General features: G+C 69.0%; 21 protein-coding genes. 12 read left to right on the top strand and 9 right to left on the bottom strand.

Features of this window, described 5'->3' with window-relative positions:
• Nucleotides 1–6 precede the first annotated feature (6 nt).
• On the top strand, nucleotides 7–1,086 hold the full coding sequence (locus tag H4O13_03730; GenBank protein ID MBE5314492.1) for a GGDEF domain-containing protein: 1,080 nt from the start codon (nucleotides 7–9) through the stop codon (nucleotides 1,084–1,086).
• Nucleotides 1,087–1,093: 7 nt separating this feature from the next.
• Here the strand turns inward: H4O13_03730 and H4O13_03725 are convergent, their stop codons facing one another.
• Entirely contained in the window at nucleotides 1,094–1,360 is a 267-nt protein-coding gene (locus H4O13_03725; protein MBE5314491.1) for a DksA/TraR family C4-type zinc finger protein, read from the bottom strand.
• A 140-nt stretch (nucleotides 1,361–1,500) separates the two neighbouring features.
• Here H4O13_03725 and H4O13_03720 point away from each other — a divergent pair, with 140 nt between their 5' ends.
• From H4O13_03720 to H4O13_03710, 3 genes are all read left to right on the top strand, one after another.
• Complete coding sequence (locus H4O13_03720; protein MBE5314490.1) at nucleotides 1,501–1,875, top strand: DUF1622 domain-containing protein; 375 nt, start codon at nucleotides 1,501–1,503, stop codon at nucleotides 1,873–1,875.
• A gap of 68 nt (nucleotides 1,876–1,943) precedes the next feature.
• Nucleotides 1,944–3,881 carry a hypothetical protein gene (locus H4O13_03715; protein MBE5314489.1) on the top strand — a complete coding sequence of 646 codons (1,938 nt, stop codon included), beginning with the start codon at nucleotides 1,944–1,946 and terminating at the stop codon, nucleotides 3,879–3,881.
• Nucleotides 3,882–4,179: 298 nt separating this feature from the next.
• A complete protein-coding gene (locus tag H4O13_03710) occupies nucleotides 4,180–5,094 on the top strand; it encodes a DMT family transporter (GenBank protein MBE5314488.1) in 915 nt (304 codons plus the stop codon).
• Nucleotide 5,095: 1 nt separating this feature from the next.
• Here the strand turns inward: H4O13_03710 and H4O13_03705 are convergent, their stop codons facing one another.
• Nucleotides 5,096–5,665 carry a lipocalin family protein gene (locus tag H4O13_03705; GenBank protein MBE5314487.1) on the bottom strand — a complete coding sequence of 190 codons (570 nt, stop codon included), beginning with the start codon at nucleotides 5,663–5,665 and terminating at the stop codon, nucleotides 5,096–5,098.
• A 72-nt stretch (nucleotides 5,666–5,737) separates the two neighbouring features.
• Nucleotides 5,738–7,300 (bottom strand): carboxylesterase/lipase family protein, encoded by a 1,563-nt coding sequence (locus tag H4O13_03700; protein ID MBE5314486.1) that lies wholly within the window; start codon nucleotides 7,298–7,300, stop codon nucleotides 5,738–5,740.
• Nucleotides 7,301–7,845: 545 nt separating this feature from the next.
• Between H4O13_03700 and H4O13_03695 the strand changes: the two genes are divergently transcribed.
• The 6 genes from H4O13_03695 to H4O13_03670 all read left to right on the top strand — a co-directional run bounded on the left by H4O13_03695 (nucleotide 7,846) and on the right by H4O13_03670 (nucleotide 12,765).
• Nucleotides 7,846–9,102 carry a hypothetical protein gene (locus H4O13_03695; protein MBE5314485.1) on the top strand — a complete coding sequence of 419 codons (1,257 nt, stop codon included), beginning with the start codon at nucleotides 7,846–7,848 and terminating at the stop codon, nucleotides 9,100–9,102.
• 133 nt (nucleotides 9,103–9,235) lie between these two features.
• Nucleotides 9,236–9,967, top strand: coding sequence for a YebC/PmpR family DNA-binding transcriptional regulator (locus H4O13_03690; GenBank protein ID MBE5314484.1), 732 nt, complete (start codon nucleotides 9,236–9,238; stop codon nucleotides 9,965–9,967).
• 289 nt (nucleotides 9,968–10,256) lie between these two features.
• Nucleotides 10,257–10,682 carry a hypothetical protein gene (locus H4O13_03685; protein MBE5314483.1) on the top strand — a complete coding sequence of 142 codons (426 nt, stop codon included), beginning with the start codon at nucleotides 10,257–10,259 and terminating at the stop codon, nucleotides 10,680–10,682.
• Nucleotides 10,654–11,766 (top strand): helix-turn-helix domain-containing protein, encoded by a 1,113-nt coding sequence (locus tag H4O13_03680; GenBank protein MBE5314482.1) that lies wholly within the window; start codon nucleotides 10,654–10,656, stop codon nucleotides 11,764–11,766. Before H4O13_03685 ends, H4O13_03680 begins: the two co-directional genes overlap by 29 nt.
• Nucleotides 11,767–12,190: 424 nt before the next feature.
• On the top strand, nucleotides 12,191–12,457 hold the full coding sequence (locus tag H4O13_03675; GenBank protein ID MBE5314481.1) for a hypothetical protein: 267 nt from the start codon (nucleotides 12,191–12,193) through the stop codon (nucleotides 12,455–12,457).
• A complete protein-coding gene (locus tag H4O13_03670; protein ID MBE5314480.1) occupies nucleotides 12,454–12,765 on the top strand; it encodes a hypothetical protein in 312 nt (103 codons plus the stop codon). Before H4O13_03675 ends, H4O13_03670 begins: the two co-directional genes overlap by 4 nt.
• Nucleotides 12,766–12,827: 62 nt before the next feature.
• Here H4O13_03670 and H4O13_03665 read toward each other — a convergent pair whose 3' ends face one another.
• From H4O13_03665 to H4O13_03655, 3 genes are all read right to left on the bottom strand, one after another.
• Entirely contained in the window at nucleotides 12,828–14,819 is a 1,992-nt protein-coding gene (locus H4O13_03665) for a VTT domain-containing protein (GenBank protein ID MBE5314479.1), read from the bottom strand.
• Between the two features lie 86 nt (nucleotides 14,820–14,905).
• Complete coding sequence (locus H4O13_03660; GenBank protein ID MBE5314478.1) at nucleotides 14,906–16,672, bottom strand: L,D-transpeptidase family protein; 1,767 nt, start codon at nucleotides 16,670–16,672, stop codon at nucleotides 14,906–14,908.
• Nucleotides 16,673–16,842: 170 nt separating this feature from the next.
• On the bottom strand, nucleotides 16,843–17,568 hold the full coding sequence (locus H4O13_03655) for a murein L,D-transpeptidase catalytic domain family protein (protein ID MBE5314477.1): 726 nt from the start codon (nucleotides 17,566–17,568) through the stop codon (nucleotides 16,843–16,845).
• A 217-nt stretch (nucleotides 17,569–17,785) separates the two neighbouring features.
• Between H4O13_03655 and H4O13_03650 the strand changes: the two genes are divergently transcribed.
• Entirely contained in the window at nucleotides 17,786–18,853 is a 1,068-nt protein-coding gene (locus H4O13_03650; protein ID MBE5314476.1) for an energy transducer TonB, read from the top strand.
• Nucleotides 18,854–19,083: 230 nt separating this feature from the next.
• Here H4O13_03650 and H4O13_03645 read toward each other — a convergent pair whose 3' ends face one another.
• A complete protein-coding gene (locus H4O13_03645) occupies nucleotides 19,084–19,512 on the bottom strand; it encodes an NfeD family protein (GenBank protein MBE5314475.1) in 429 nt (142 codons plus the stop codon).
• A 17-nt stretch (nucleotides 19,513–19,529) separates the two neighbouring features.
• Nucleotides 19,530–20,510 carry an SPFH/Band 7/PHB domain protein gene (locus tag H4O13_03640; protein ID MBE5314474.1) on the bottom strand — a complete coding sequence of 327 codons (981 nt, stop codon included), beginning with the start codon at nucleotides 20,508–20,510 and terminating at the stop codon, nucleotides 19,530–19,532.
• Between the two features lie 236 nt (nucleotides 20,511–20,746).
• Between H4O13_03640 and H4O13_03635 the strand changes: the two genes are divergently transcribed.
• Entirely contained in the window at nucleotides 20,747–21,559 is an 813-nt protein-coding gene (locus tag H4O13_03635) for a hypothetical protein (GenBank protein ID MBE5314473.1), read from the top strand.
• 18 nt (nucleotides 21,560–21,577) lie between these two features.
• On the opposite strand, the gene H4O13_03630 is transcribed toward H4O13_03635, so the two are convergent.
• Nucleotides 21,578–22,837, bottom strand: a complete 1,260-nt coding sequence (locus H4O13_03630; protein ID MBE5314472.1) for a multidrug effflux MFS transporter — start codon at nucleotides 22,835–22,837, stop codon at nucleotides 21,578–21,580.
• Nucleotides 22,838–22,878 lie beyond the last annotated feature (41 nt).

The following is a 22,878-nucleotide window of genomic DNA, read 5'->3' as shown; positions in this document are numbered from 1 at the left end:
CGCCGCTTGCACGGTGTTCTCGACTCCGCCCCGAGCGTGACTGCCGTCAACATGCTGGCCCGCCTACGCAGCGATTTCCGCTTCGCGATCATGAGCCTGTTCGGGCTCTGCGCGGTGGTGGGCATCTTCCCGTTCGCTCTCTATCGCTTCGCTCGCGGCGAATGGACGGCGGGCGTCATGGACAGCCTGATCGTGCTGGCGATCTGCGCGCCGGTGCTCTACGCCTGGCGTACAGGCCGCACCGGCGGCGCGGCCCTGGTCATGGTGGGCGTCATTTGCTCGGCTGTCTTCCTCGCCGCGGAAGTGCTGGGACGCAACGGCATGCTGTGGTCCTACTGCGTGCTGCTTGCGAACTTCTTCCTGGTCGATCGGCGCACTGCGCTGGTGGCGAACGTTTTGGTGGTGTTGGCCATCGCGGTGCTGGGCGGGGGCTTCCCCGAGAGCAGCGAGCGCGTGTCGTTCGCCGTCACTGCCGGCCTGGTCAGCCTCTATGCCTTCATCTTCGCCTATCGCACCGATCTGCAGCGGCGCCAGCTGGAGTCGCTGGCCTCGCACGATCCGCTGACGGCAGCGGGCAATCGCAGACTGATGGAGGCCGAACTTGAAGAAGCGGTCCGCCAGTTCGAGCGGCGCGCGCGGCCCACCGTGCTCGCCGTGATCGACCTCGACCACTTCAAACGCATCAACGACGAGCACGGCCACGAGGCCGGCGACCGCGTGCTGGCGGAGTTCGCCGCCATCGTCCGCGGCCGCCTGCGCAAGTTGGATCGCCTGTATCGGCTGGGCGGCGAGGAGTTCGTGCTGCTGCTGCCGTCCACCCCACTGAACGCCCTGCCTACCGTGATCGAACGACTGCAGGACACCCTGCGCGCCGAGCTGCGCAGTCCAGGCGGTGCGGTCACCGTGTCGATCGGTGCTGCGGCCCTGCACGCCGACGAGACCTGGAACGAATGGCTGGCCCGCGCCGACGCCGCCCTGTATCGGGCCAAGCACGCCGGCCGCGACTGCTTCGACATCGACCTCGACCCGACCGCACACACCGGCAGCATGGAAGTGCTGGCGGAACGGCGCACGCGGCTGGGCTGACGCCGCTTCAGCGTAGCTGACTGTCCTTGCTGCCGCGGCGGTTGTAGCCCGCGCCGGCGCGCGCTTCGCGATCTTCAGCCTCTTGGCAGGACACGCAGAAACGCACGCCCGTCAGCGCCTTGCGCCGCGCTTCGGGAATCGGCGCCTCACAGCACTCGCAGTGGCTTAGGCTCGGCCCTGTGGGCAGCTGCGCCCGCGCACGCCTGATCGCGTCCTTGACGGTTGCGTCGATCTGATCCTGAACGGCGCCGTCGCCGGCCCAACCGGTGGCCATCGCTCTTCTCCTTTCGCTTGCCCCACGCCGGCGTGCAAGCTTACAGAGCAGGGCGATCAAGTGGGCCTACGCACGTCCCATCCCGCTCGCAGCGGCACAATCGGTGAGACTGCGCGCGCCCTTGCAGATCCGGGAAAGCGATGCAGAGCGCTTTCGTCGAAGGCGTTCGCAACCTGATCCTCGGCGTCGAGCTGATCGGCGTCGGCGTGACCCTCGCCGGCTTCGTGGTTTCGACCGTGGAGTGGCTGCGCGGCTTGGGCCGTGTGGAGGCGCACGCGGCCCAATTCGCCTACCGCCGCCGCAGCGTCCGCGCCCCAATCCTCGACCTTGAGTTCCTGGTGGCCGCCGTCACCATCGACTACACCTTGAGCAGCCTGCTGATGCTCGGCCTGATCGTGCTGACCCGCTGCTTTCTGGTGTTTGCCCTGCCTCTGGAAACTGAAGGGCGGCTGCCGTGGAAGCAGGCAGAGGCGGAAGAGGCGGAGCGGCGCGCGTCCGGAACACGATCCGATTGAACGATGGGCGCCGGCTCCAGCAGACTGCGGCGGCGCGATTGTTCGCGCCTTACCTGGCCTTGCTGTCCATGAAGCTCGCCCTTTTCGCGGTTCTCGCCGCAGTGGTCTCTGCCGGCTGCGCCAGCCAGCATTCGCACACCGTTCGACCTGCCTCACAGGAAGGGCTTGAGCTGGCGCTGCAATCTAGCCGAGCGGACTACATCCAATGGCGGGATTCCAAATCGAAGGCGTCGAACGGACGTGGCTTCGGGTACGCGTTCGGTGGAGGCTGCACGAGCGACGATGCCGACGATTGCGCTGCGCTCGATTCGATCACGGTCACCGGCAGCCGTATCGTCGACACCGACCTCATCACCAACAACCAGGAAGCGGGCGTCGACGAAGGCGGCATCGTCAAGAAGATGGGCCCGCTGCTGCTGGTGCTGCGGCAGGGCGTGCTGCACGTGATCGACACCGGCGCGCCAGGGCGCGAGCGCTTCGAACTGCTGCACAGCCATCCAGTGGTCGCCGACGACTCGCGGGACGATCTGTACTACGACGAGATCCTCACCTTCAGCGGTGGCGCGATCCTGCTGGGCTACAACTTCGGATCGAACGCCGCCGAGCTGTTCGTCTTCAGGCTTGATGCGAGCGGCGGCCTCGAACCGCGCGGGCGCTGGCAGCTCAAAGTGGACGACTACTTCTCGAGCAACGACTCCGGCGCGCGCATCCGCGACGGCGAGCTCGTGCTGTCGCTGAGCTTCTCTGCCGACAGCCTGCTCAAGGACAACTGGCCGTTCGCAGCGCGTGTCGGCAACGACGGCGAGCGGATCGAAGCCACCCGCGTCTATCTGCTCGCCCCGGACGATCTTCAGGTGCTGGACGGTCTCGGGGCGGAGCCCCAGGTCTACGCCTTCCTGCGCTGCGATCTGGAGGGCCTGCTGCAGCAGCGTCTGGCCTGTACGCGCAGCGCCGCCGTCGCCAATGCCGGCGCCAGCACCTACATCGCTACCGATGGCATCTACCTCGCCGACTACAGCTGGACGGCGCAGGCCTGGCGCCGCCGCGACTTCGATCCGTGGCTGGCTCGCTGGACAGGGCCGGAGCCCGGCGACTACGCCAGCCGCGTGCTGCGTCTGCCGCAGAACCGCGCCGAAGCCCCCACCGTGATCGCCACCACCGGCCTGCCCAATGGCCGCTTCGGCTTCAAGGAAACCGCCGACGGCCTGTATCTGATCGGCAGCGAGCGCCTCAGCGAGAACGCCCAGCGCAACCTGCTGCAGTACATCCCCCTCAGCCGCTTCCGCGCGCGCACGCCGGGCCTCGCCCCGGCCGAGATCCGCGCCAGCATCGAGGGCGAGATCGCCTTACTGCGCTTCGATCAGGACGCGGCCTGGCTGGCGCTGGAGGAAGCGGGCGGCGATGACAGGGACGACGGTGAACACCAGCCCGGCACCCGCCAACTGCACCGCCTGCCGCTGGCGGGCAGCCCGATCCAGCACCTGCCCCTGCCGGCTCCGGTCGAGCGTATCGAGCTGCTGGCCGAGCACGTGCTGCTGATGGGCTCGGTCTACCGCGCCGGTGACCCGCAGGACATGCGCACCGTGCTGGTCCGCCGCGACAACGCGGCCGTGGGCCCGCTGGGGCACTGGCCCGGCATGGCCGCGGACCTGTCCTCGCGCAGCCACAGCTTCAATGCCGCTCGGCTCGACGACGGCACCGAGCTGGCCGGGCTGCCGGTGTTCGCGCCTGATCCTCCCAAGGGCTCGAGGTACTACCGCGAGGATCTGGTGGAAGACCTTCTGGTCTTCCGACGCGCAGGCGACATGCTGCAGCTGGCCGCCAGGGTCGACATGCAGCACACGACCAGCGAATGCGAACTGGACTGTTACGCCTGGTACGGCAGCGCCCGCTTCTTCGCCTTCGGCGATCGCCTGTTCACGCTGAGCGGCGAACTGATCAAGGAGCAGCGCTTCTACCGCGGCGAATTGAAAGAGACCGGACGAGTGGACATGAGCCCCCAGTAGCCGAGCCCGCCACTTGGCCGAACGCGTAGCGCGCGACAGCGCCAGGCGCTGCAGCGGGCTGCGTAGCCGGGCGTTCGTGGTCATGCGCGGAACGCCAATCCACGAGAGGTGGACTGGCCCTGGAGTGCAGAACTCGCGCGGCTCATTGCCGTGATGGGCGTTCAGCGGCGGTGGCAGGGGACAGACGCAGTCCTCATGCCCTCAGTCCGTTTCGCGCTCACCGTCCGGATCCGGCCAGCTGCCGGCCTCGCGAGCAGGCATGCTGTCGCTCTTGCCATCCGTGCAGAGGGTGTCGCGCATGTCCGCTAGCCGGGCCTTTCAGGCCGATCATCTGCCCTCCGCGCCCGCCCTGCGATCCGAGCCCGGCTGGCTGACGCCGCTTGAGCTGGGCGTTCTAGGCGCCATCTGGGGCGCTTCCTTCCTGTTCATGCGCGTGGCTGCGCCCGAGTTCGGGGCGTTCGCGCTGGTCGAGGTGCGCCTGCTGTCCGGGGCGCTGGTGCTGCTGCCCTTCCTGTGGCTGGCGCGACGCCGCTTTCCGCTGAAGCTGTGGGGCGTGATCGCCGGCATCGCCGCGATCAACACCGCTCTGCCCTTCGTGCTGTTCGCCTGGGCTGCGGGGCGGGCGCCGGCCGGTATCGGCGCCATCGCCAATGCCATGACCGTGCCCTTCACCGCCCTGGTCGGGCATCTGTTCTTCCGCGAGCGTATCGGCCCGGCGCGGGCGGCGGCGCTCGCGGTCGGCTTTGTCGGTGTGGTGGTGCTGGCCAGCGGCCGCAGCGCGGGCGCCAGCGTGGGGCTGGCCGCCGCGGCCGCCACGTTCGCGGCCTTCTGCTATGGCCTCGGCGTGCACCTGGTGCGCCGCCATCTGGGCGGGCTGCCGCCGGCGGCACTGGCCGGCGCCACCTTGCTCTGCGCTTCGCTGATGACTTTGCCGCTCGCGCTATGGTACTGGCCGCAGGCCACGCCGTCCCCGCTCTCCTGGGGCGCTGCTGTGGCCCTCGGCGTGCTCTGCACCGGCATCGCGCTGGTCGGCTACTACCGGCTGGTCGAGCGGATCGGTCCGGCGCGCACGTCCACAGTCACCTATCTGATTCCGCTGTTCGCTGTGGCCTGGGCCTGGTGGCTGCTGGATGAACCCGTGACCTTGCCGATGGTGTTGGCTGGCTTGCTGATCCTGGGCAGCGTGGCGGTGAGCCAGCGCGCCCGACGCTGATTCACTGGAAGCCAGGCTGGCCGACCTGCGCCGCAAGCTGCGGTACGCGCTTAAGGTCGTTAGGCTCGTAGCCGAAGCGCCGCAGACGCTCGACGATGCGCGCGTACTCTGTGTCTGCCATGACCGGCTCGCGCGCAAACACCCATGCCAAGCTGCGTTTGGGATTGCCGATCAGGGCCCAGCGGTAGTCCGGATCAATTTCCAGCACCTGCAGCTCGACCGAGAGGATGCCGAAGAAGCGCTGTCGCCAGTGCGCGTTGCCGGTGTTCGGCAAGGGCCGTGCCCAAGCGTTCAGGGTGCGCTCTGCGGTGTCCTCGAAGGATTTGCGATAGGCGTAGACCACGTCGATGCGGCCATCCTCGCGCAGGCTGTAGTTGTCGGAGCTGGCCACCTTTCCCCGCTCGGCGAAGTAGGGAATGTTGGCGATCACCCACCAGCGCCCCATGAAGCGCGGCAGATCAACGTTGGCGAGTGCAGGTCCGGACATCGGAGCGTCCTTGCGAGTGCTGGCGCAGGCCACGATCAACAGGGCCAGCGCGGCGAGTGCAGCGATTCGAACGAAGGTCTTCATTCGCGCAGGCTGCCCCCCGACCAGTGCAGGCCGCGCGAACTGCGGATCAAGGCTGCGTCGACGGTGAGCGCTTCAGGTGCCCGGCTGCAGGTAGGGAATTGGCGCAAACAGCGCACGCTCGGCGCCGCGCGGATCGTCCTCCACGCGGACGTGATCGTCGAAGACCATCGTCGCCCGGCGCTCGCGATCGAAGCGCGGCCACTCGCTGCGCCCTTCGGCCTTGGGGTCGCCGCCGCGGGCGAAGGCGATCAGCGCATCCATCATCGCCTCGGACACCGGCCGCGCCGACGGCTGGGCCTCCCGCGTCCAATCGTCAGCGTCGAGATTGCCGAACACCAGCGGGATGTCGAGGGTGTGGGGTGCGCCATAGCGTCCGCCGTCCTTCGGCGAACGCCAGTGCAGGTGGTAGACCCAGGTCGGTGCGCCCTGTTCGGCGCGGCGCTCGCTGGCGATCACCATGCCCTTCCACGAGCGCGCTGCGGTAGTCGCGGCAAAAAACACCTGCGAGGGTGAATAGTCGGGATACCACTGCCGGTACTGTTCGACGATGTCGTGCGGATCCAGTTCGCCGATGAAGGTGCTGACATGCTTGACCAGCGCTGGCGCCACGCCCGTCCAGTCGAGCTCGAACGTGGCCGGGTCGGCGCGTCCGATCAGGCCGGTGGTCTCGTCATGGGTGTTGCCGAGCACCATCGGAATGGCCGCGGATTGTGCCGGCGCATCGGGCGCAAACGGATCGCGCGGCAGGCCGCGGCCGTCGACCACCGGCGTCCACGTGCCGCCGCGCAGGCCGGCCATCAGTTCCTCCATCGAGGCCGCGCGCAGCGCATCAAGCTGAGCCTCGGCATGCGCACGCGACGGAATGTCCATGCGGGCAATGACCTCCCGCGCGGTCTGCTCGGCGTTCGCGCGCACGCGGCCGGTGATCTGCTGGCCGCTCATGGTCCAGGCGCGATGGAACAAGCCCTTGGCCTCGGGCATGGCCATCAGGGTGGCGATCTTGGCGCCGCCGCCGGACTGGCCGAACACGGTGACGTTTGCAGGGTCACCGCCGAACGCGTGGATATGGTCCTGCACCCAGCGCAGGGCGAGGATCAGGTCGAACTGGCCGACGTTGCCCGAGTCCGCGTAGCGCTCGCCGTCGAGCGCGCCGAGGTAGAGATAGCCGAAACCGTTCAGACGGTGATTCACCGTCACCACCACCACATCGCCGCGACGCGCCAGCATTGCACCGTCGTAGACGCGCTCATTGACCGTGCCATTGGCATAGCCGCCGCCGTGGAAGTAGACCAGCACCGGGCGCTTGCCGGCATCAGGGCTGGGCGTCCAGAGGTTGAGGCTCAAGCAGTCCTCGCTCATGCCGGCACCGTCAATCGCCGTGCCCTCCGGCGCGACCTGAGGGCAGCGTGGGCGGAAGGCGCGCGCTTCCAACCGTCCCTCCCAGGGAGCTTTCGGCAGAGCACGCTCGAAACGACGCGGACGCGTGTCTTCGCCGTAGGGAATGCCGAGGAAGGCGGCGCTGCCTTGCGCGTGGCTGCCCGTGAGTCGCCCCACCGAGAGGGCCACCTCAAGCTGGGCCGGCGCCGCGGCAGCGGACGCCGCCAGCGGCGACAGCGCGCAGATCAGTGCCAGCATCAGGCGAGAGCAGGCTGTGGGAAAACACCCTGCCAGCTCGGCCAGGGAGGGCCGAGCCGACCAAGCAAGCGCGTACGCGGCGGACAGTGAGGGCCAGACAGCGGAGGGCATGGCGTCAGTGATCACCGGAAGCATCGGCGTGAGGGGCCGCCATCGTACGCGGACAGCGCATGGCGGATCGCGCCATGGGATGGGCATCCGATAGCGCAGCAAGGGCGACGAGCCTGCGCAATCAAACGTCCCGAGAGCGCGTTTTGAAACAACATAACACCCGAAAAGATACCAAGTAACACACCGCCCGCAGGGGCCTTCGCATCCAGGCATGCGGAGATGAAATTCATGTAGATCATGCATTTGCGCAAACTCCCGAGCCGAATTTGTGCCATGCCACGGAACAGTTCGCAGATCGGAACACGATAGCCGCGCCGCAGGATGTTGCGCGCGAAAAAATGCAGTAGGTTCGGCGGGTCGCCAACTCCGAAGACGGGGGTTTCCGGAGCTGCGCGACGGGGGATTCACCACTTAACTCAAGAGGAATCACAGCGATGAACTTCCATCGTTACGCAGTTGCTTTGCTCGCTGTTTCCTGCGCCTTTTCGGGGGCGGCGCAGGCTCAGCAGGACCTGTTCTCCACGATCTCCAACCGCGAGGCCTTCGCCGCTCCGGGCCCGCTGCTGCAGCGCGTCGCAGCCGACCCGACCAACGCTCGCATCGAGCTCGTCGCCGCCGACGCCCGCGCCGTGCACGCACGCCAGGGCGCGCTGCGCATGACCCTGCCCGGCGGCATCGCCATCGAAGCCAAGCAGAACGCGTATGAGCAGATGGAAAGCGGCAACGAAGTGTGGATCGGCAGCATCGAGATGAAGAAGCCCAGCCCCAGCAATGGGAAGCTCCAGGCTATCGACCATCTTCTCGACGAGGCCATCCTGGTGCGCTCTGGCGAGGAGCTGTGGGGCACGATCCGCGTCGCCGGTGCGCTTTATCGTCTGCAGCCCGTCGACAAGGGCGCGCATGCGCTGATCGAGGTCGACCAGCAGGCCTTCCCGCCGGATGAGCACGAAGAGGCCTACAAGGAAATGGTGTCGAAGTCGCAGCCGGTGGACTTCCGCTCGGGTTCGCCGCTGGCGGCGCCCAAGGCGATTTCGACCATCCGCGTGCTGGTCGCCTTCGGCCCGGCCGCACGTGCCGCAGTCTCCAACCCGCAGGCGGCGATCGACCTGGCCTTCGCCGAATCCAACCGGGCCCTTGCGGCGACCGGCACGGAGATCGTCCTTCAGCAGGCCGGCGCCATCCAGAACTTCACCCAGGCCGAGAGCACCAGCTACTCGACGATGCTGAGCCGACTGACCAATCTGTCCGACGGCTTCTACGACACCATCGGCACCCAGCGCAACACCAACACCGCAGACATGGTCGCCTATGTCGCGCCGGTGAGCGCGGGGCTGTGCGGTCAGGCTGCCGGTATCGCCACCAGCAGTGCCAACGCCTACTTCGTGATGAATCCCTCCTGCCTGTCGGGCAACTTCACCTTCGTGCATGAAGCCGCACACGTGGTCGGCGCCCGCCACGACAACGATCCCACGCTGACGCCCTATGCCTTTGGCCATGGCTTTGTGATCACCAGCCAGAACCGTCGCACGGTGATGGCGGTGAACAACGGCCCCTGCTCGACCTGCACCCGCATCGGCTTTTTCTCGTCACCGAGCTTCACCGTGGGCGGCGTGCCGATCGGCACCGCGACCCGCAACGACAACACCCGCGTCTGGAAGACCCGCGGCCCCACGGTCGCTGCCTTCCGCTGATCGAGACCTGCGGTTCGGCATCGGGCAGGCCACGATGGCCCGCCCGATGCCCCGCTCGTACAGGCCCCGGCTGCGCATGGCCCCTTGATCTGGCAAGCTTTCCGGCTTTCATCACCCCGCCGAGGAAACCGCCATGGGTCGAGGCCCCAGCATCGAAGGCCGCAAGAACGCGGAAGACGCGCGTCGCGCCAAGGTCTTCACCAAGCTCATCCGCGAAATCACCATCGCTGCTCGCGGCGGCGCCGACCCGGCCGCGAATGCGCGCCTGCGCATGGGCATCGACAAGGCGCTGGCCGCCAACATGAGCAAGGACACCATCGAGCGCGCCGTGAAGCGCGGCTCGGGTGCTGACGGCGCCGACAACATGGAGGAGATCCGCTACGAGGGCTACGGCCCCGGCGGCGTCGCCGTGATCATCGACACCATGACCGACAACAGTGTGCGCACCGTGGCTGATGTGCGCCACGCACTCTCAAAGCACGGCGGCAATCTCGGCACCAGCGGCTCGGTGGCCTTCCAGTTCAGCCGCCGCGGCGAGATCGTGCTGGCGACGCCGGACAGCGCCGCCGAAGACCGCCTGATGGAGCTGGCGCTGGAGGCCGGCGCCGAGGACGTCGCCAGCGCCGATGGCCGCAGCACGGTGATCTGCGCGCCGACCGACTTCGAGGCGGTGAAGAAGTCCATCGAGGCCGCTGGCCTGAAGCCCGAGAGCGCCGACATCGTGATGGCGCCGGCCAATCGCGTGAAGGTCGAGGGCGAGGCGCTGGAGGACCTGCTCGACATGCTCGACCGTCTGGAAGGCCTCGATGACGTGCAGGAGGTCTACCACAACGCCGACCTGCCGCCGGAGCCGGTCGAGGATTGACCCGCACGCAGAGCTGACGTGAAACGCCCCCGCATGCCGGGGGCGTTTGCCGTTTGGGCGGTGCGGATTTGTGCCGCCGCGCGCCTGCGTGCGGGCGGCTGCCCAGCCGGGCGGGCGGTTCGCCGCAAAACGAAGTCTCAGTCACTCGATCCGAACGAAACACGCGCGCAGACGACTGGCTGACGCCCGCAACGCTGGCGCATTCGGCTCGCTCGGCGTCGGATCCGCCACTGTAGCCGCCGCAACTTCCAGCGCAGGCTGTGTCCACCCCGACCGGAGGAGACCCGCCATGCACCCCGCACTCACCGCTTTCCTCGCTTTGGCCGCGACGCTGGGGCTGTCCGCCTCGTTCGCGGCAGCCGCGAAGCCACGAAGCGCCGAGGAGGTATTCCTCGACGGCAGCTATGGCGCGACCTTGCACACCCGCACCCAGCGCTGGCAGCTGTTGGATGATGACGGCGCGGTGACTCTTCTCACGTTCGAGAACTGCGGACCGCGCGTTGAGCTGCCGCCCGGCTTGTGGCTGCTGACGCGAGACGTGGCCGGCGACCACAAGCTGATCGCGCCTTCGGTCACGCCCTTGCCGAATCACCACGCCGGCGAAGTCGCCATTGCCGCTTGCGGTGAGCCTGCCCGGGCGAACACGCTGCAGCTCCCGGCCGCCCTTATCGCCGCACTGGACAGCCATGCCAGCTCGATCCTCATCCAGCCCTGAGGCGCGTTCCGGCCGTAGCCGCACGTCCACCGGCACGGGCACCACGGTGCAGCTCGACGCGCCATCGGCCCTGCAGCGCCCTCAGGCGCAGCGACGTCTGCGAATAGGCGTACTCGCCGTCGACGGCATGATGCTCTCGACTTACGGCAGCGTGGTCGACACCCTGCTGATCGCCCAGCGCGTTGCCGAGCTGCAGATGCCCGGGCTGCTCCGCTTCGAAGCCACGCTGGTCGGCGCAGCCGAGCCTCACCCGGTGCGAACCGCCGACGGCACGACGCTGACGCCGATGGAGGCCGCTGACGCGGCCGACCTCGATCTGCTGCTCGTGCCCGGCCTGATGCATGGCAGCCCGGGTGAACTGTTCTCGCGCCGCGCGGAGCTCAGTGCCGAGATCGATTGTCTGCGGCGGCTGCATGCGCGCGGGGTGCCTTTGGCCTCAGCCTGCTGCGGCACCTTTTTGCTGGCGGAGGCGGGCGTGCTGGAGGGTCAGCGAGCGACGACCAGCTGGTGGCTGGGCGCGGCCTTCCGCCACCGCTACCCAGATGTGCGTCTGGACGCCGACGCGCTGCTGGTGGAGGCGCCGGGCGTGACCACCGCGGGCGCCGGCAGCGCCGTGTCGGACCTGCTGCTGCGCCTGGTGGCGAAACATGGCGGCGAAGCCCTGGCCCAGCTCACGGCGCGGCTGCGCCTGCAGGATCCGGAGCGGCAGAGCCAGGCGCCCTACATCAGCGAGGCCCTGATCGAGCGCCCGCGCTCCAGCCTGGGCGAACGCACAGACAAGCTGCTGCAGGAAGCGGTGCAGTCCCGATGGGGCGTCACCGAGATCGCGGCGCGACTCAACACCAGCGAGCGCAGTCTGCTGCGCCACTTCCAGCAGCACTACGGCGAGTCGCCGCTGGCGCACCTTCAGCGCCTGCGGGTCGAGCGCGCCAAGGCCCTGCTCGAAACCTCTCTGCTCAGCCTGGATGAGATCGTAGAGCGCTGCGGCTATCGCGACACCTCGAGCTTCCGCCGACTGTTCAAGCGCGCCACCTCGATGACACCGTCCGACTATCGCGAGCGCTATCGACTGCGTCGGCATTGACACGCCGGATGCCGCCCGCGGGTGCGCATCGGCGACGTCGAGGCTCAACGTGCTCGGCCGCCCCCAATTCCGCTCGCGCTCCGCCGCAGTACGCAGAGGCATTCACCTCTCGCGATCAAGGCGCCGGCGCGCAAAGGCACATGTCGCCTTCGAGCTGCCCGGCCACAGCCCAGGCTTCCAGCGCGGCGACCAAGCGCGTGCCGCGGCCGCCGCCTGTGAACGCTGTGCGGCTGGGCGGCGCCGCGTCGTTCGGACGCACGAGTCGCGGTCGGCAGGCCGGTGCGTGGCCACGGGATAGGCGACAATCCCGGGGCGGTGCGTCGGGCAAGCCTCACGCCGGCGCGACGCACCGCTTCTACCTACCTTCCCTCGCGTGCCGGAACAGGGGCCGGCGCGTCGGTGTGTCACTCGAAAGGAATTCATCATGCTCAAGCGCTTCACCCCTGTACTGCTGCTCGCCGCCCTCGCCACCAGCAGTGCTGAAGCTGGACAGGCGGAAATCTGCTACGGCGCAATCGTGCCCTCGGGCACGGTGTCGCCGCCGACCAACAGCACCGTCTTCAGCTGCCCGACGCTCGGTCAGCAGACCTTGCCGCAGCTGGCAGCGCAGGGCTGGAGCGTGGTGCAGATGACACCGGTGATGTACACGAGCACCACCCAGGCCGTGCAGCTGCTGATCCAGAAGCCATGAGCCCTGGCGCGCTTGCGCGATGGGCCGGCGCCCTCGCGCTGTGGGGCCTGATGCACCCGGCATCAGCGGAGATCTGCTACAGCGATGCCCAGGCTTTCAACGCCAGCACGCCGCCGACCAATGACACCGCCTTCAACTGTCCACGCGCCGGCCGCGCCACGCTGCCGCAGCTTGCGCAGGCCGGCTGGACGATCGTTCGGCTGTCACCGCTGGTGGTCACCGACGGCCAGGGCGGCTCGCAGATCAGTCAGCAGCTGGTCTTGCGGCAAAACATCGGCGTCTACGCGGACGGCTTCGAATCCAGCTGAATGCCCCGCTGGGCGGCGCCGCGGCGCCGCCCAGCTCGCCACGGCCACGAGGCCAGCGCGACTCAGGGGGCGGATGCGCGCAAACGCAGCCGTGGCGCAGTGGCTTGATCGAGCGCCCAGGCCTGCGCGTCGGCCCGCAATACGGCCAGCGCAGGATCGACCTCCGGCTGCGCCGCCCAGTAGCGGACGAAGCCCTCACCGCGGGTCGAGTAGCGCAAGGTGTGCACGGTGCCCAGCCACAGCGGCTGGCCCGGCGGCAGCAGTCGATAGGGGGCGGCCCACAGCCGCAGCACCACGCGATCGCCGTCGACGCCGCCGGGCTTCTCCATCAGCAGCGTCTCCGGACGCCCCAGGTGGGTGGTTGGCATGATCGGCAGCTGTCGCGCGTCGGCCTTGTCGTCGAGCATGCGCAGCAGGCCGCGCCAGTCGCCGGGTTCGATCCGCTGCCAGCCGCGTGCCTCGAGCAGCGCCTGCAGCTGCGCAGGCTCGCCGGCGTACTGCACGTTGAGGGGCCAGGCATCGCGATCGCGCAGCTCGTTGCGGCGCTCGGGCAGGCGCAGCGCGGGGTCGGCGTCGAGCCAGCGCTGCGCCAGCACGTCCTCGCGCTCGATTGGACGCTCAAGACGCGCGAGCTGGGTGGACGAACGTTCGCCCACCAGCAGCAGCACCGACAGCAGGGCCGCTCCGAAGAACAGCGCCGCCACCGGCTTCATCCAGAACGCGCGCGCCGTGCGGCGGCGATAGGCGATGCCCAGTGCGGTCGTCCAGAGCAGACCCAACGAGGCCCCCGCCAGCACTTCCGACAGCCAGTGCGTGCCAAGGTAAAGGTGGGCGAAGCCGCTGAGACCCACCACCAGAGCCGCCACCACATAGGGCCAGACGCGGGTGCGCCCCGGCAGCTCGCGCGCGACCAGCACCGCGAAGAAGCCATAGACGCTGACGGCGAGCGTGATCGGCAGGGAGGGAAAGCCATGTCCGCTGACGCCATCCGCGGTCGGCGGCGCCGGCAGCTCGATCAGCCAGCCCAGCAGCAGGCTGATCAGTGCGGCCGCGAGCGGCGCCACCAGCCAGTGCCAGGCGGCGACGCGCTGGCGTCGCCACCACAGCCAGGCGAACACCAGCAGCACCGGTGCGATCAGAAGCAGGGGATCGCCCAAGGTGGACAGCCCGCCCATCAGCGGGTCGGCCAAGGGATGGCGCAAGCCGAACATCAGCTGGTTGACGTGGGTGTCCAGCCGCGAAGGCGCGTCGCCGCCATCGACAGAGAACAGCAGCTGGAAAAAGCCCCAGACCGCAGCCACCAGTCCCAGCGCGAACACCAGCAGTGAAGGCGACTCGCGACGGCGCGGATCGATCAGGGCCTCGGAGTAGCGGCCCAGCACCGGATGCCGGTGCGACCAGTCGAGCGCGCCGGCGAGCAGCCCTTCCGCATGCGGCACCAGCCAGCGCCACAGGTAGAACACGCTGGCCCACAGGGCGGCCACCAGCACCAGCACCAGGGCGATGACGATCGCCAGCCGGCCCGCCACCGCGGCGACCAGATCCAGCGAAGCGCCGAACAGCCAGCCCGGCAGCAGGAAAGCCAGGGCCCACAGCAGGGCTGCCACCGCCGTCGCAAACACGTAGCGCTGGGCCGGCATCGCGAGCATGCCGGCGATGGCGGGAATGAAGGGCCGGATGGCGCCGACGAAGCGGCCGATCACCAGGCTCTTCATGCCGTGGCGGCGGAACGACGCGTCGCCGCGCGCCAGCCACTCGGGATGCTGGGCGAAGGGCCAGCGGCTCTTCAGCGAATCGCCGTAGCGGCGGCCGGCCACGTAGCTGACGCCGTCGCCGCAGAAGGCGCCGAGCGCGGCGCAGGCCACCGCGTAGACACCGTCGATGTGGCCCAGACCGACCAGGGTGCCGACCGCGAACAGCAACGGTGCGGCGGGCACCACCACGCCGATGATCAGCAGTGCATCGCAGAAGGCGATCAGGAAAATCACCAGCCCCGCCGCCAGCGGGTGGGCGGCGATCCAGTCGAGCAGCTCGTTCCAGCGCAGAGAATCCATAGGCCGATTCTAGGCGCCGCGCATGGCAGTCAGGCAGAGGTCGCGCGCAATCGCGGCCGTCCGGCGCTGGCCATCCACCGCGCGATTCACAGCGGAGCCCTGCGGTTGAGCGCATCGAGCACGCGCCCGTCGCGACCGTAGAGGTCATCAATGAGGCGCAGTCCGCCCGCCTCATCCCCCACCGCGGTGAGGTAAAGCAGATGCACCGGCAATGGTTCGGCGAGATCGACGCGCGTCTCCTGCCCGCTGGCGACCACCGCGTCGATGCGTGTGCGATCGAAGCCGCGGACGCCGGCCAGCACCCATTCGGTCAGGCCCAAGGCATCGTCGACGCGGATGCAGCCGGAGGAGAAGCTGCGCCGCACCCGCGCAAACAGGCCGCGGCTGGGCGTGTCGTGCAGGTAGACATCATGACCGTTGGGCAGGATCAGCTTGACCTGCCCCAGCGCATTGGCCGGCCCCGGCTGCTGACGAAGGCGGTAGGGGAAGCGATTGCGCGAGAGCTGGCTGAAATCGACGCCGGCCGCATCGACCGGCTGTCCCTGAGGGTCGAGCAGAGCGTAGCCGCCGCGCGCGAAGGCCTCGGGATCGCGCTGAAACAGCGGCAGCTTGTCCTGCGTGGCGAGCCGGCGCGGCACTTCCCACCAGGGGTTCAGCACCACGTAGCGCATGCGCGCCGAGAAGCTCGGCGTCTGCCGGTAGCCGGTGCCGACGACGACCCGGTGAATGCGCTCGATGCGGCCCGCATTCCAGGCTTCAAGCCGGTAGTCGGCGATGTTGACGCGCAGATGGCGCGCGCCCAGGTCGGCCGGCAACCAGCGCCAGCGCTCCAGGTTCACGCGCAGCTGATCGATCCGTTCGGCCGGCCCGCGCGCGAGCTGGGCCAGGGTCATGCGGCCGGCAACGCCGTCGGGCTCCAGATTGACCCGCTGCTGGTAGGCCTTGAGCGCGGTTTCGAGGCCGGAATCGAAGAACTCCAGGGGATCGCCCGCAGGCGCCTCGGCGAGGTTCGCGCTGGAGGGCTGGGGCGGCTCGGTGGCGATCACGCTGGAGGCCTGGGGCGGCTCGGCGGCGTCGGCGAGCGGTGAAGGCACAGCCCCGCTGGCGATCGCCTCGGGCTGCACCGCGAGTGGCTCTGCGGCATGCCCTTCTGCGCGCAGCAGCGCACGCAGCTGGGCAACGCGCGGCCCGCGGTCACCCGGCTTGAGGCTGTCGCCAGGCTCCACAGGTGCAGGCCGTGGCGCGTCGAGCTGGGCGCGCTCGATGAGCAGCGCCGCGCGCAGCGCGCGGTAGAAGTCATCCTGCGGCGCCAAGGCATCGAGCGCCGCGGCCACGCGTCCCGCCTGCAGCGCGAGCTCAAGCGCGGCCGGCGCGTCCAGGCTGGGTCGCTGCACCGTCCAGTCAGGCTCGACGTGCAGGGGATCGATGCGCCCGCCGCGCAGATGCGAGGCCAGGCTCAGCCAGGCATCGCTGGCCAGCAGCTCCTCGGTCAGCGTGCAGGCGGGTGCGCTCAGCAAGGGCTCCAGGTGGTAGTCGCCCGGCGAAAGTCCGTGCGCATCGCTGGCTGCGATGGCGTGCAGCAGCTCCGCGTAGTGGCTGCCACAGCCGGCGTCTTCGGTCCAGGCCAGCCGGTAGCCGCGGGCGGCGTAGAAGCTGCGTAGCGCATCTGGCGCATGCAGGGGCTGCCCCTGCACCTGCAGCGCCTGACCAGGCTCGCCAAGCAGCGCCTGCAGCGGCGGGGTCTGCGTGGCTGCAGGCGGTTCGGCCTTAACCAGCGGCGCGATGGCGAGCAATCCGCAAAACAGCAGGCTGCCGCAGCGGCGAGAGCGCGAAACACACAGCGAAGCAGTCATCGAAACCAGGCGGGGCCAGCCAGAACGGGCCCGGCATTGTGAGGTCTGGCGCGCACGAACGCTCGCCGGTCGCGTCCAACCGTCGGCCATGAGGGCATCCAAGGCAGTCGCAGAAGGGGCAGCCAGGCCCGCGATTCAGCGTGCGCGAGGCCGCGCAGGCCTCGAGACCCTCAAGGTCCGCCGGCCGGCTTCACCTTGCCGGCTCGCCCTGCGCGCGCCAGCCGCAGGCAGGACAGGCTGTGCGCATTGGCCAACCACTGCGGGTCCGGGTAGTAGGCGAACAGCAGCTGGCCATGGCGCAGCTGATCGATCAGCGGCCGGGCGATGCCGGAACGCACCGCCGGGCAGCCTTGACTGCGTCCCAGGCGGCCCTGCACGCGGGCGAACGCCGGGTCGACGTAGGGCGCGCCGTGCATGACGATGGCGCGCTGGCGCGCCCGATCGTTGAAGCCGGGGTCCAACCCGTCCATTCGCAGCGAGTAACCGTTCGCGCCGTGGTAGGTCTGATCGGTCACGAACAGACCCAGGCTGGTCTGGTGGCTGCCCTCGATATTCGAGAACTCGGTGGCCAGGTTCTCACCGCTGCCCTGTCCGTGCGCCACGTGCTCGGCGTACAGCAGACGCTGTCGCCGCATGTCGAACACCCACATGCGCGGCTCCGTCGAGGGCAGCGAATAGTCGATCACCGCCAGCCGCCGCGCGCTCGGGGCTTGACCCGCGCGGCGCGCGCACTCGAAGGCCGACACGGCCAGTTCCAGCACCTCGCGCTTCAGGCCGGGGGCCTGAGCCAGCAGCTCAGCAGACGGATTGCCCGCGCGCGCGAGGGCGCTCAAGCCTGCGCAGAACGCCCAGACCAGAATGCGAAACGAACGAGGCGGGTTAGGCAGGCCGGGCATCGGGGGCGAGGATAACCGGCCCGCGGATCGCCTGTTCGCGACGCGCCGCACAGCCGGACCGCAGGCTGCGGCAGCGCAACATGCGATTGCGTACGGTTGGAATATGCTCGCCGCGGGGAATCCGCTGAACGCTGCCGACTTCGATCGGGCCCGTTTTCTTTGGGCTCTGCGCACCCGGGTCGGCGTTACGCGTCGGTTGCAGCAGGGGACATTCACGATGCTCATATTCCAGATAACCCGCCGGGCCACGGCCTCCGTGGCAGGCTTCAAGGAACCGCAGATTCGCCGCAGCGCACTGGGCGCCGCGCTGCTCTGCCTGCTCACGGCCTGCTCTGGCGAATCCGCGCCGGAGACAACCCCCAGCGAGCCGCAGGCGGCTACGGCAGCTGACCCGGCCGCGCCGGCAGCAGAGGCCACGGCGACCGTCGCGCAGCGCGCCGAATCCGCGCTGCGCGCGCAGCGCCTGTTCACCCCGCCCGGCGACAACGCCTTCGAGCTGTTCCTGCAGGCCACTGTCGAACAACCCGACGATGTCCAGTTGGCCTACGCGCTGCGTGATCTGGTCCCCTACGCGGTGCTGCACATCGAGCAGCGGATTGCGGCCGGGGATCAGGCCGAAGCCGAGCGCGTGCTGGCGCTGCTGGAGCGGGCCGAGGCCAATGCACCGGCCTTGCCGCGACTGCAGAGGGCCTTGCAGCGCCTGGCGGAGGCGGCTGCCGATGAGGCTGCTCGCGAATCCGCAGAGGCCGAGCCGCCCGCGTCTGCGCAAGCCGCGACCGCACCGGCAAGCCCGGGCGCCACCGCGCCGACGACTCCCGCCGCCGCGGACTCCGCAACCGCGCCCGCGCCGAGCGCCGGGCAGGCGCCGCCCGCACAAGACGGCTCCGGCCCCTCGGACGCGGCGGTTCCGTCCGCGCCGGCCACATCGCAAAGTCCGGGGGGCACCGCGGCAGACCGCCTTCCAGAGCCGGCGGCAAACGAGGCGGACGCGCCCGAGCCAGCCGCGGCAGCGCCGGGGCCAGCAGGCGCCGGGGCCTTGCCCAAGGTCGTCCGCCAGGTGCCGCCCCGCTACCCGCCCGGCGCGGGGCGACGTCGTCTTGAGGGCACGGTCGAAGTGGGCTTCACCATCAATCCCGATGGCAGCGTGAGCGACGTCGAGGTGATTCGCAGCGACCCGCCGCGCATCTTCGATCGTGCGGCCGTGGCGGCCATGGAGGAATGGCAGTACGAAGCCCCCGGCCGAAGCGTGCGCGCCAGCCGCAGCTTCGTGTTCAAGCTCGATTAGGACGCTCTGACCCACGGGCGTTGTCCGCGCGCCGCCAAGGGCGCGCTCGCGGATGGCGTCGGCGAGTACCTGATCCAGCGGAAGCGAGCCCCGGCACGCGCCGGATTCGCGAGTTCTGATCAACGCCACGACGGCGTTGATCAGACGTTCCACCGGGCCACGCTTGAGATCCCAGCGCTGCCGCGCGCGACGCAGCGCCGCCCGCAGGGCCCCGAAGCCACGGCGCGGCCTCAGGCCGACTCGACCCGCAGTCCTGCGCCGTCGACCGCAACCACGCGTACCCGCGTGCCCTGCGGCAGATCCGGCCCCTCAGCGCGCCAGAAGGCATCGCCGATCTTCAAGCGGCCGCGGCCGTCGACGATCGCTGACTCCAGCGGAAAGACCTGGCCGATGAGCTGCGCGCCTTTGCGATTGAGCGTGAGGTGATCCTCAGGCTTGGCGTTGATGCGCGTGCGCAGCTTCCAGCCAATGCCCACCGAGACCAGCCCCAGCACGCCGAACAGAAACCACTGGGTCACCGGATCGATCGGCAGTGCGAGCACCAGCAAGGCGGTCGCCACAGCGGCGAAGCCCAGCCAAAGCAGAAAAGTGCCCGGCAGCATGGCTTCGGTAGCGAACAGGGCCAGCGCCACGCCCCACCAGAACCACGGCGACTGCATCCAGCTGTTCATGCCGATCACTCCACCTTGAAGTTGGCCGCACCGGCCGGACGCGGCGGCGGGGTCGGCGCCTTGGGCGCGGTCTCGGGGCGATTGGCCTGGGCCAGCTCGGCGATGCCGGCCAGAGCGCCGAGGATGCCGGTGCTCTCCATCGGCAGCAGCAGCGTCTTCTGGTTCGGGCTGCGAGCGAACTCCTTCATCGCCTCGACGTACTTCTGGGCGACGAAGTAGTTCACCGCCTGCACATCGCCCTGGGCGATCGCCTGGCTCACCATCGTGGTCGCCTTGGCCTCGGCCTCGGCCAGACGCTCGCGCGCCTCGGCGTCGCGATAGGCGGCCTCGCGACGCCCTTCGGCTTCAAGGATGGCCGCCTGCTTTTCGCCCTCGGCGCGCAGGATCTCGGCGGCGCGATGGCCTTCGGCATCGAGGATGTTGGCGCGCTTCTCGCGCTCGGCCTTCATCTGCCGCGCCATCGAATCGACCAGGTCGCGCGGCGGCTGGATGTCCTTGATCTCGATGCGGTTGACCTTGAGGCCCCAAGGATGGGTGGCGTCGTCGACCACCGCCAGCAGGCGCGCGTTGATCTCATCGCGCTTGGACAGCGACTCGTCCAAGTCCATCGAGCCCAGCACCGTGCGGATATTGGTCATGGTCAGGTTGAGAATGGCGATCTCCAGCTGCGCCACCTCGTAGGCCGCCTTGGCGGCGTCCAGCACCTGGTAGAACACCACGCCGTCCACCTTGACCACCGCGTTGTCGCGGGTGATGACATCCTGGCTCGGCACGTCCAGCACCTGCTCCATCATGTTCATCTTGCGACCGACTGCATCCACCCAGGGGATGATGAAGCCCAGGCCCGGCGGCAGCGTGTGCGTGTAGCGGCCGAAGCGCTCCACGGTGTACTCGAAACCCTGCGGCACCGAACGCACGCCCTTGAACAGGGTGATGACGACGAAGCCGATCAGGATGACGACGAAGATGCTCATTGAATCCTCCATGGGGCCCTCCCGGGGGCGATGAACGGGGGTAGGTCAAGGCGAAGCGCAGCGCGCCCGATGCTACGTGAGTGCCGGCGGTACCGCGACGCGTGCTGCACGCGGGCCGCTCGACGGCGGGCCTCGCGATTCGTGACGATCAGCGCGCCCCAGGCCGCCCGCGCTTCGCCGCCGCGAGGCCATTGGCTACACTGCCGCGGTGGTCCGCTGGGGGCCCTGTTCCGCAATCGGGGATACGCATGGGAATTCTGGACGAGCTCAAGCAGGAGGCCGAACGCCGCCGCACCGGCGAGCAGGCCGTGTTGCACGAGGAGCCCAAAGAAGGCCTGTGGACCGAGCGTCTCGGCCCCAAGGTGCAGAACCTCTACGAGTTTCTGAAGCAGATCAGCACCCACCTGAACGAGCTCAAGAAGCGCATCCGCGTGGTCTACAGCCTGCCCGGCTATGGCGATGTGGTTGCCCAGGCCGAGCCGCCCTACACGCTGCGCGCCACGCCGGGCACCGACAGCGTCGAGATCCAGTTCGAGTGCTTCGCGACCGTGCTGTCCGAGGAATGCCCGGTGCTGGAGACGGAAGGCCTGGTGCGCACCCAGGCGGTCAGCCAGATCTTCAGCAAGCACCGCCTGTCGGGCCTGCAGGAGAGCCGCAAGAATGCCAACGGCGAAGTCGTGGCTGGGCGCTTCCAGGCGCGTGGACGCATCCCGCTGACGCTCACCATCGAGGCCGGCCAGGCCCTGGGTGTGGCCCGCATCTCGCTGACCAACTTCTACGGCTTCGCCACCACGGTGCGCAGCTTCCGCCACACGCAGCTGACGGCGGAGCTGTTCGACTCCCTGGGCCGCTACCTGACGCATGACGATGCAAGCTTCGGCCGCGAAAGCGTCGACGAGGACGTGCGCCGCACCCTGGCCGCCAAGGTGCAGCGCGAGCAGGCCAAGCGCCGCATCGAACAGGACCTCGGCGAGCAGGCCCTTGCGGACGAAGCCCGCGTGCGCGAGCTGATGGCCGGCAATCGGCTGGTGCAGATGGTTCAGAAGCTGATGGGGCGCTGAGCCCCAGAGCCGAAGCGACTACAGCCGCTCCGTCGGCTCCAGCCCCGGCGCCTCGCCCGACTGCGGCGCGTGCAGGGCGTGTCGGCTCTGCCGCAGATACAAGGCCCAGAATCCGATCGCCAGGACGCAGCCTGCGAGTGCGGTCAGGGCTAGGCCGAGTACGCTGCCGCTGACCAGCGGCGAGATCAGCCCCGCCACGCCGGCATTGATCAGCAGGCTGACAAAGCTCTGCATCGACGAGGCCGCCCCGCGGTGACGCGGATACAGGTCGAGGATGGCCAAGGTGACGATCGGGAAGACCAGCGCCACCCCCACCGAGTTGAGCGCGATCGGCAGCACCGCCCAAGGGAAGCGCGGCGTATCCGCCAGCGCGGCGTAGGCCACACCGGCAAGCGTGGCGAACAGGCAGATACCGAAGCCGATCGACGCCGCGCGCCGCGCGCTGATGCGCCCGGCCGTGCGCCCGGAGAGGAAGGCGCCGAGGGCCATGCCGCCCACCGCCGGCGCGAAGAACCAGCCGAACTGCTGCTCGTTCATTCCGAGATGCTGCATCACGAACACCGGCGCCGAGGCGATGTAGATGAACAGCGCGCCGAAGTTGAGCGTGCCGATCACGCTGAGCGTCATGAAGGTGCGATTGCCCAGCATGGCGACGCTGGTCTTCCACAGGCTGTCGGCCGAGAAGGGCACGCGCAGTGAGGTCGGATGCGTCTCCGGCAGCGCGACGGCCGTCACCAGCAGCAGCAGCGCGGCGAAGGCCACCAGGAACCAGAAGATCATCTGCCAGTTCGACCAGCCGAGAATCCAGCCGCCGATGATCGGCGCGATGGCCGGGGCGATGGTGAAGATCATCGAGATCTGGCTCATCAAGCGCTGCGCATCCGGCCCTTCGCGCAGATCGCGCACGATGGCGCGGCCGACGATGATGCCCACCCCCGAACTCACGCCCTGAAGCGCTCGCCAGACCAGCAGCTCGGTGAGCCCATCGGACAGCGCGCAGCCCACCGAGGCCAGCAGGAAGACCGCGATGCCGACGAGCAGGATCGGCTTGCGGCCATAGGCATCCGACAGCGGCCCGTGGATGACGCTGGCCAGCGCATAGGCGAACAGATAGACGCTGATGCTCTGCTGCATCGCCGCCGCGGTAATCGCGAAGTCGCGCTGAATCACCCCGAAGGCCGGAAAGATGCTGTCGATGGTGAACGGCCCGAACATCGCCAGCCCGCCGAGGATCAGGGCGAGGCGCAGCTGCGGAATCTGGGGGCGGGTGTGGGGCATGGAAGTGGTCGCTCAGCGGGGGGAGATCGCGCGGCATCGAG

The organism is Lysobacterales bacterium, assembly GCA_014946745.1.
Classification (GTDB): domain Bacteria; phylum Pseudomonadota; class Gammaproteobacteria; order Xanthomonadales; family Xanthomonadaceae; genus Aquimonas.
Note: the sequence above shows the minus strand (reverse complement) of the source record. Positions and strands in the feature narration are given on the sequence as shown.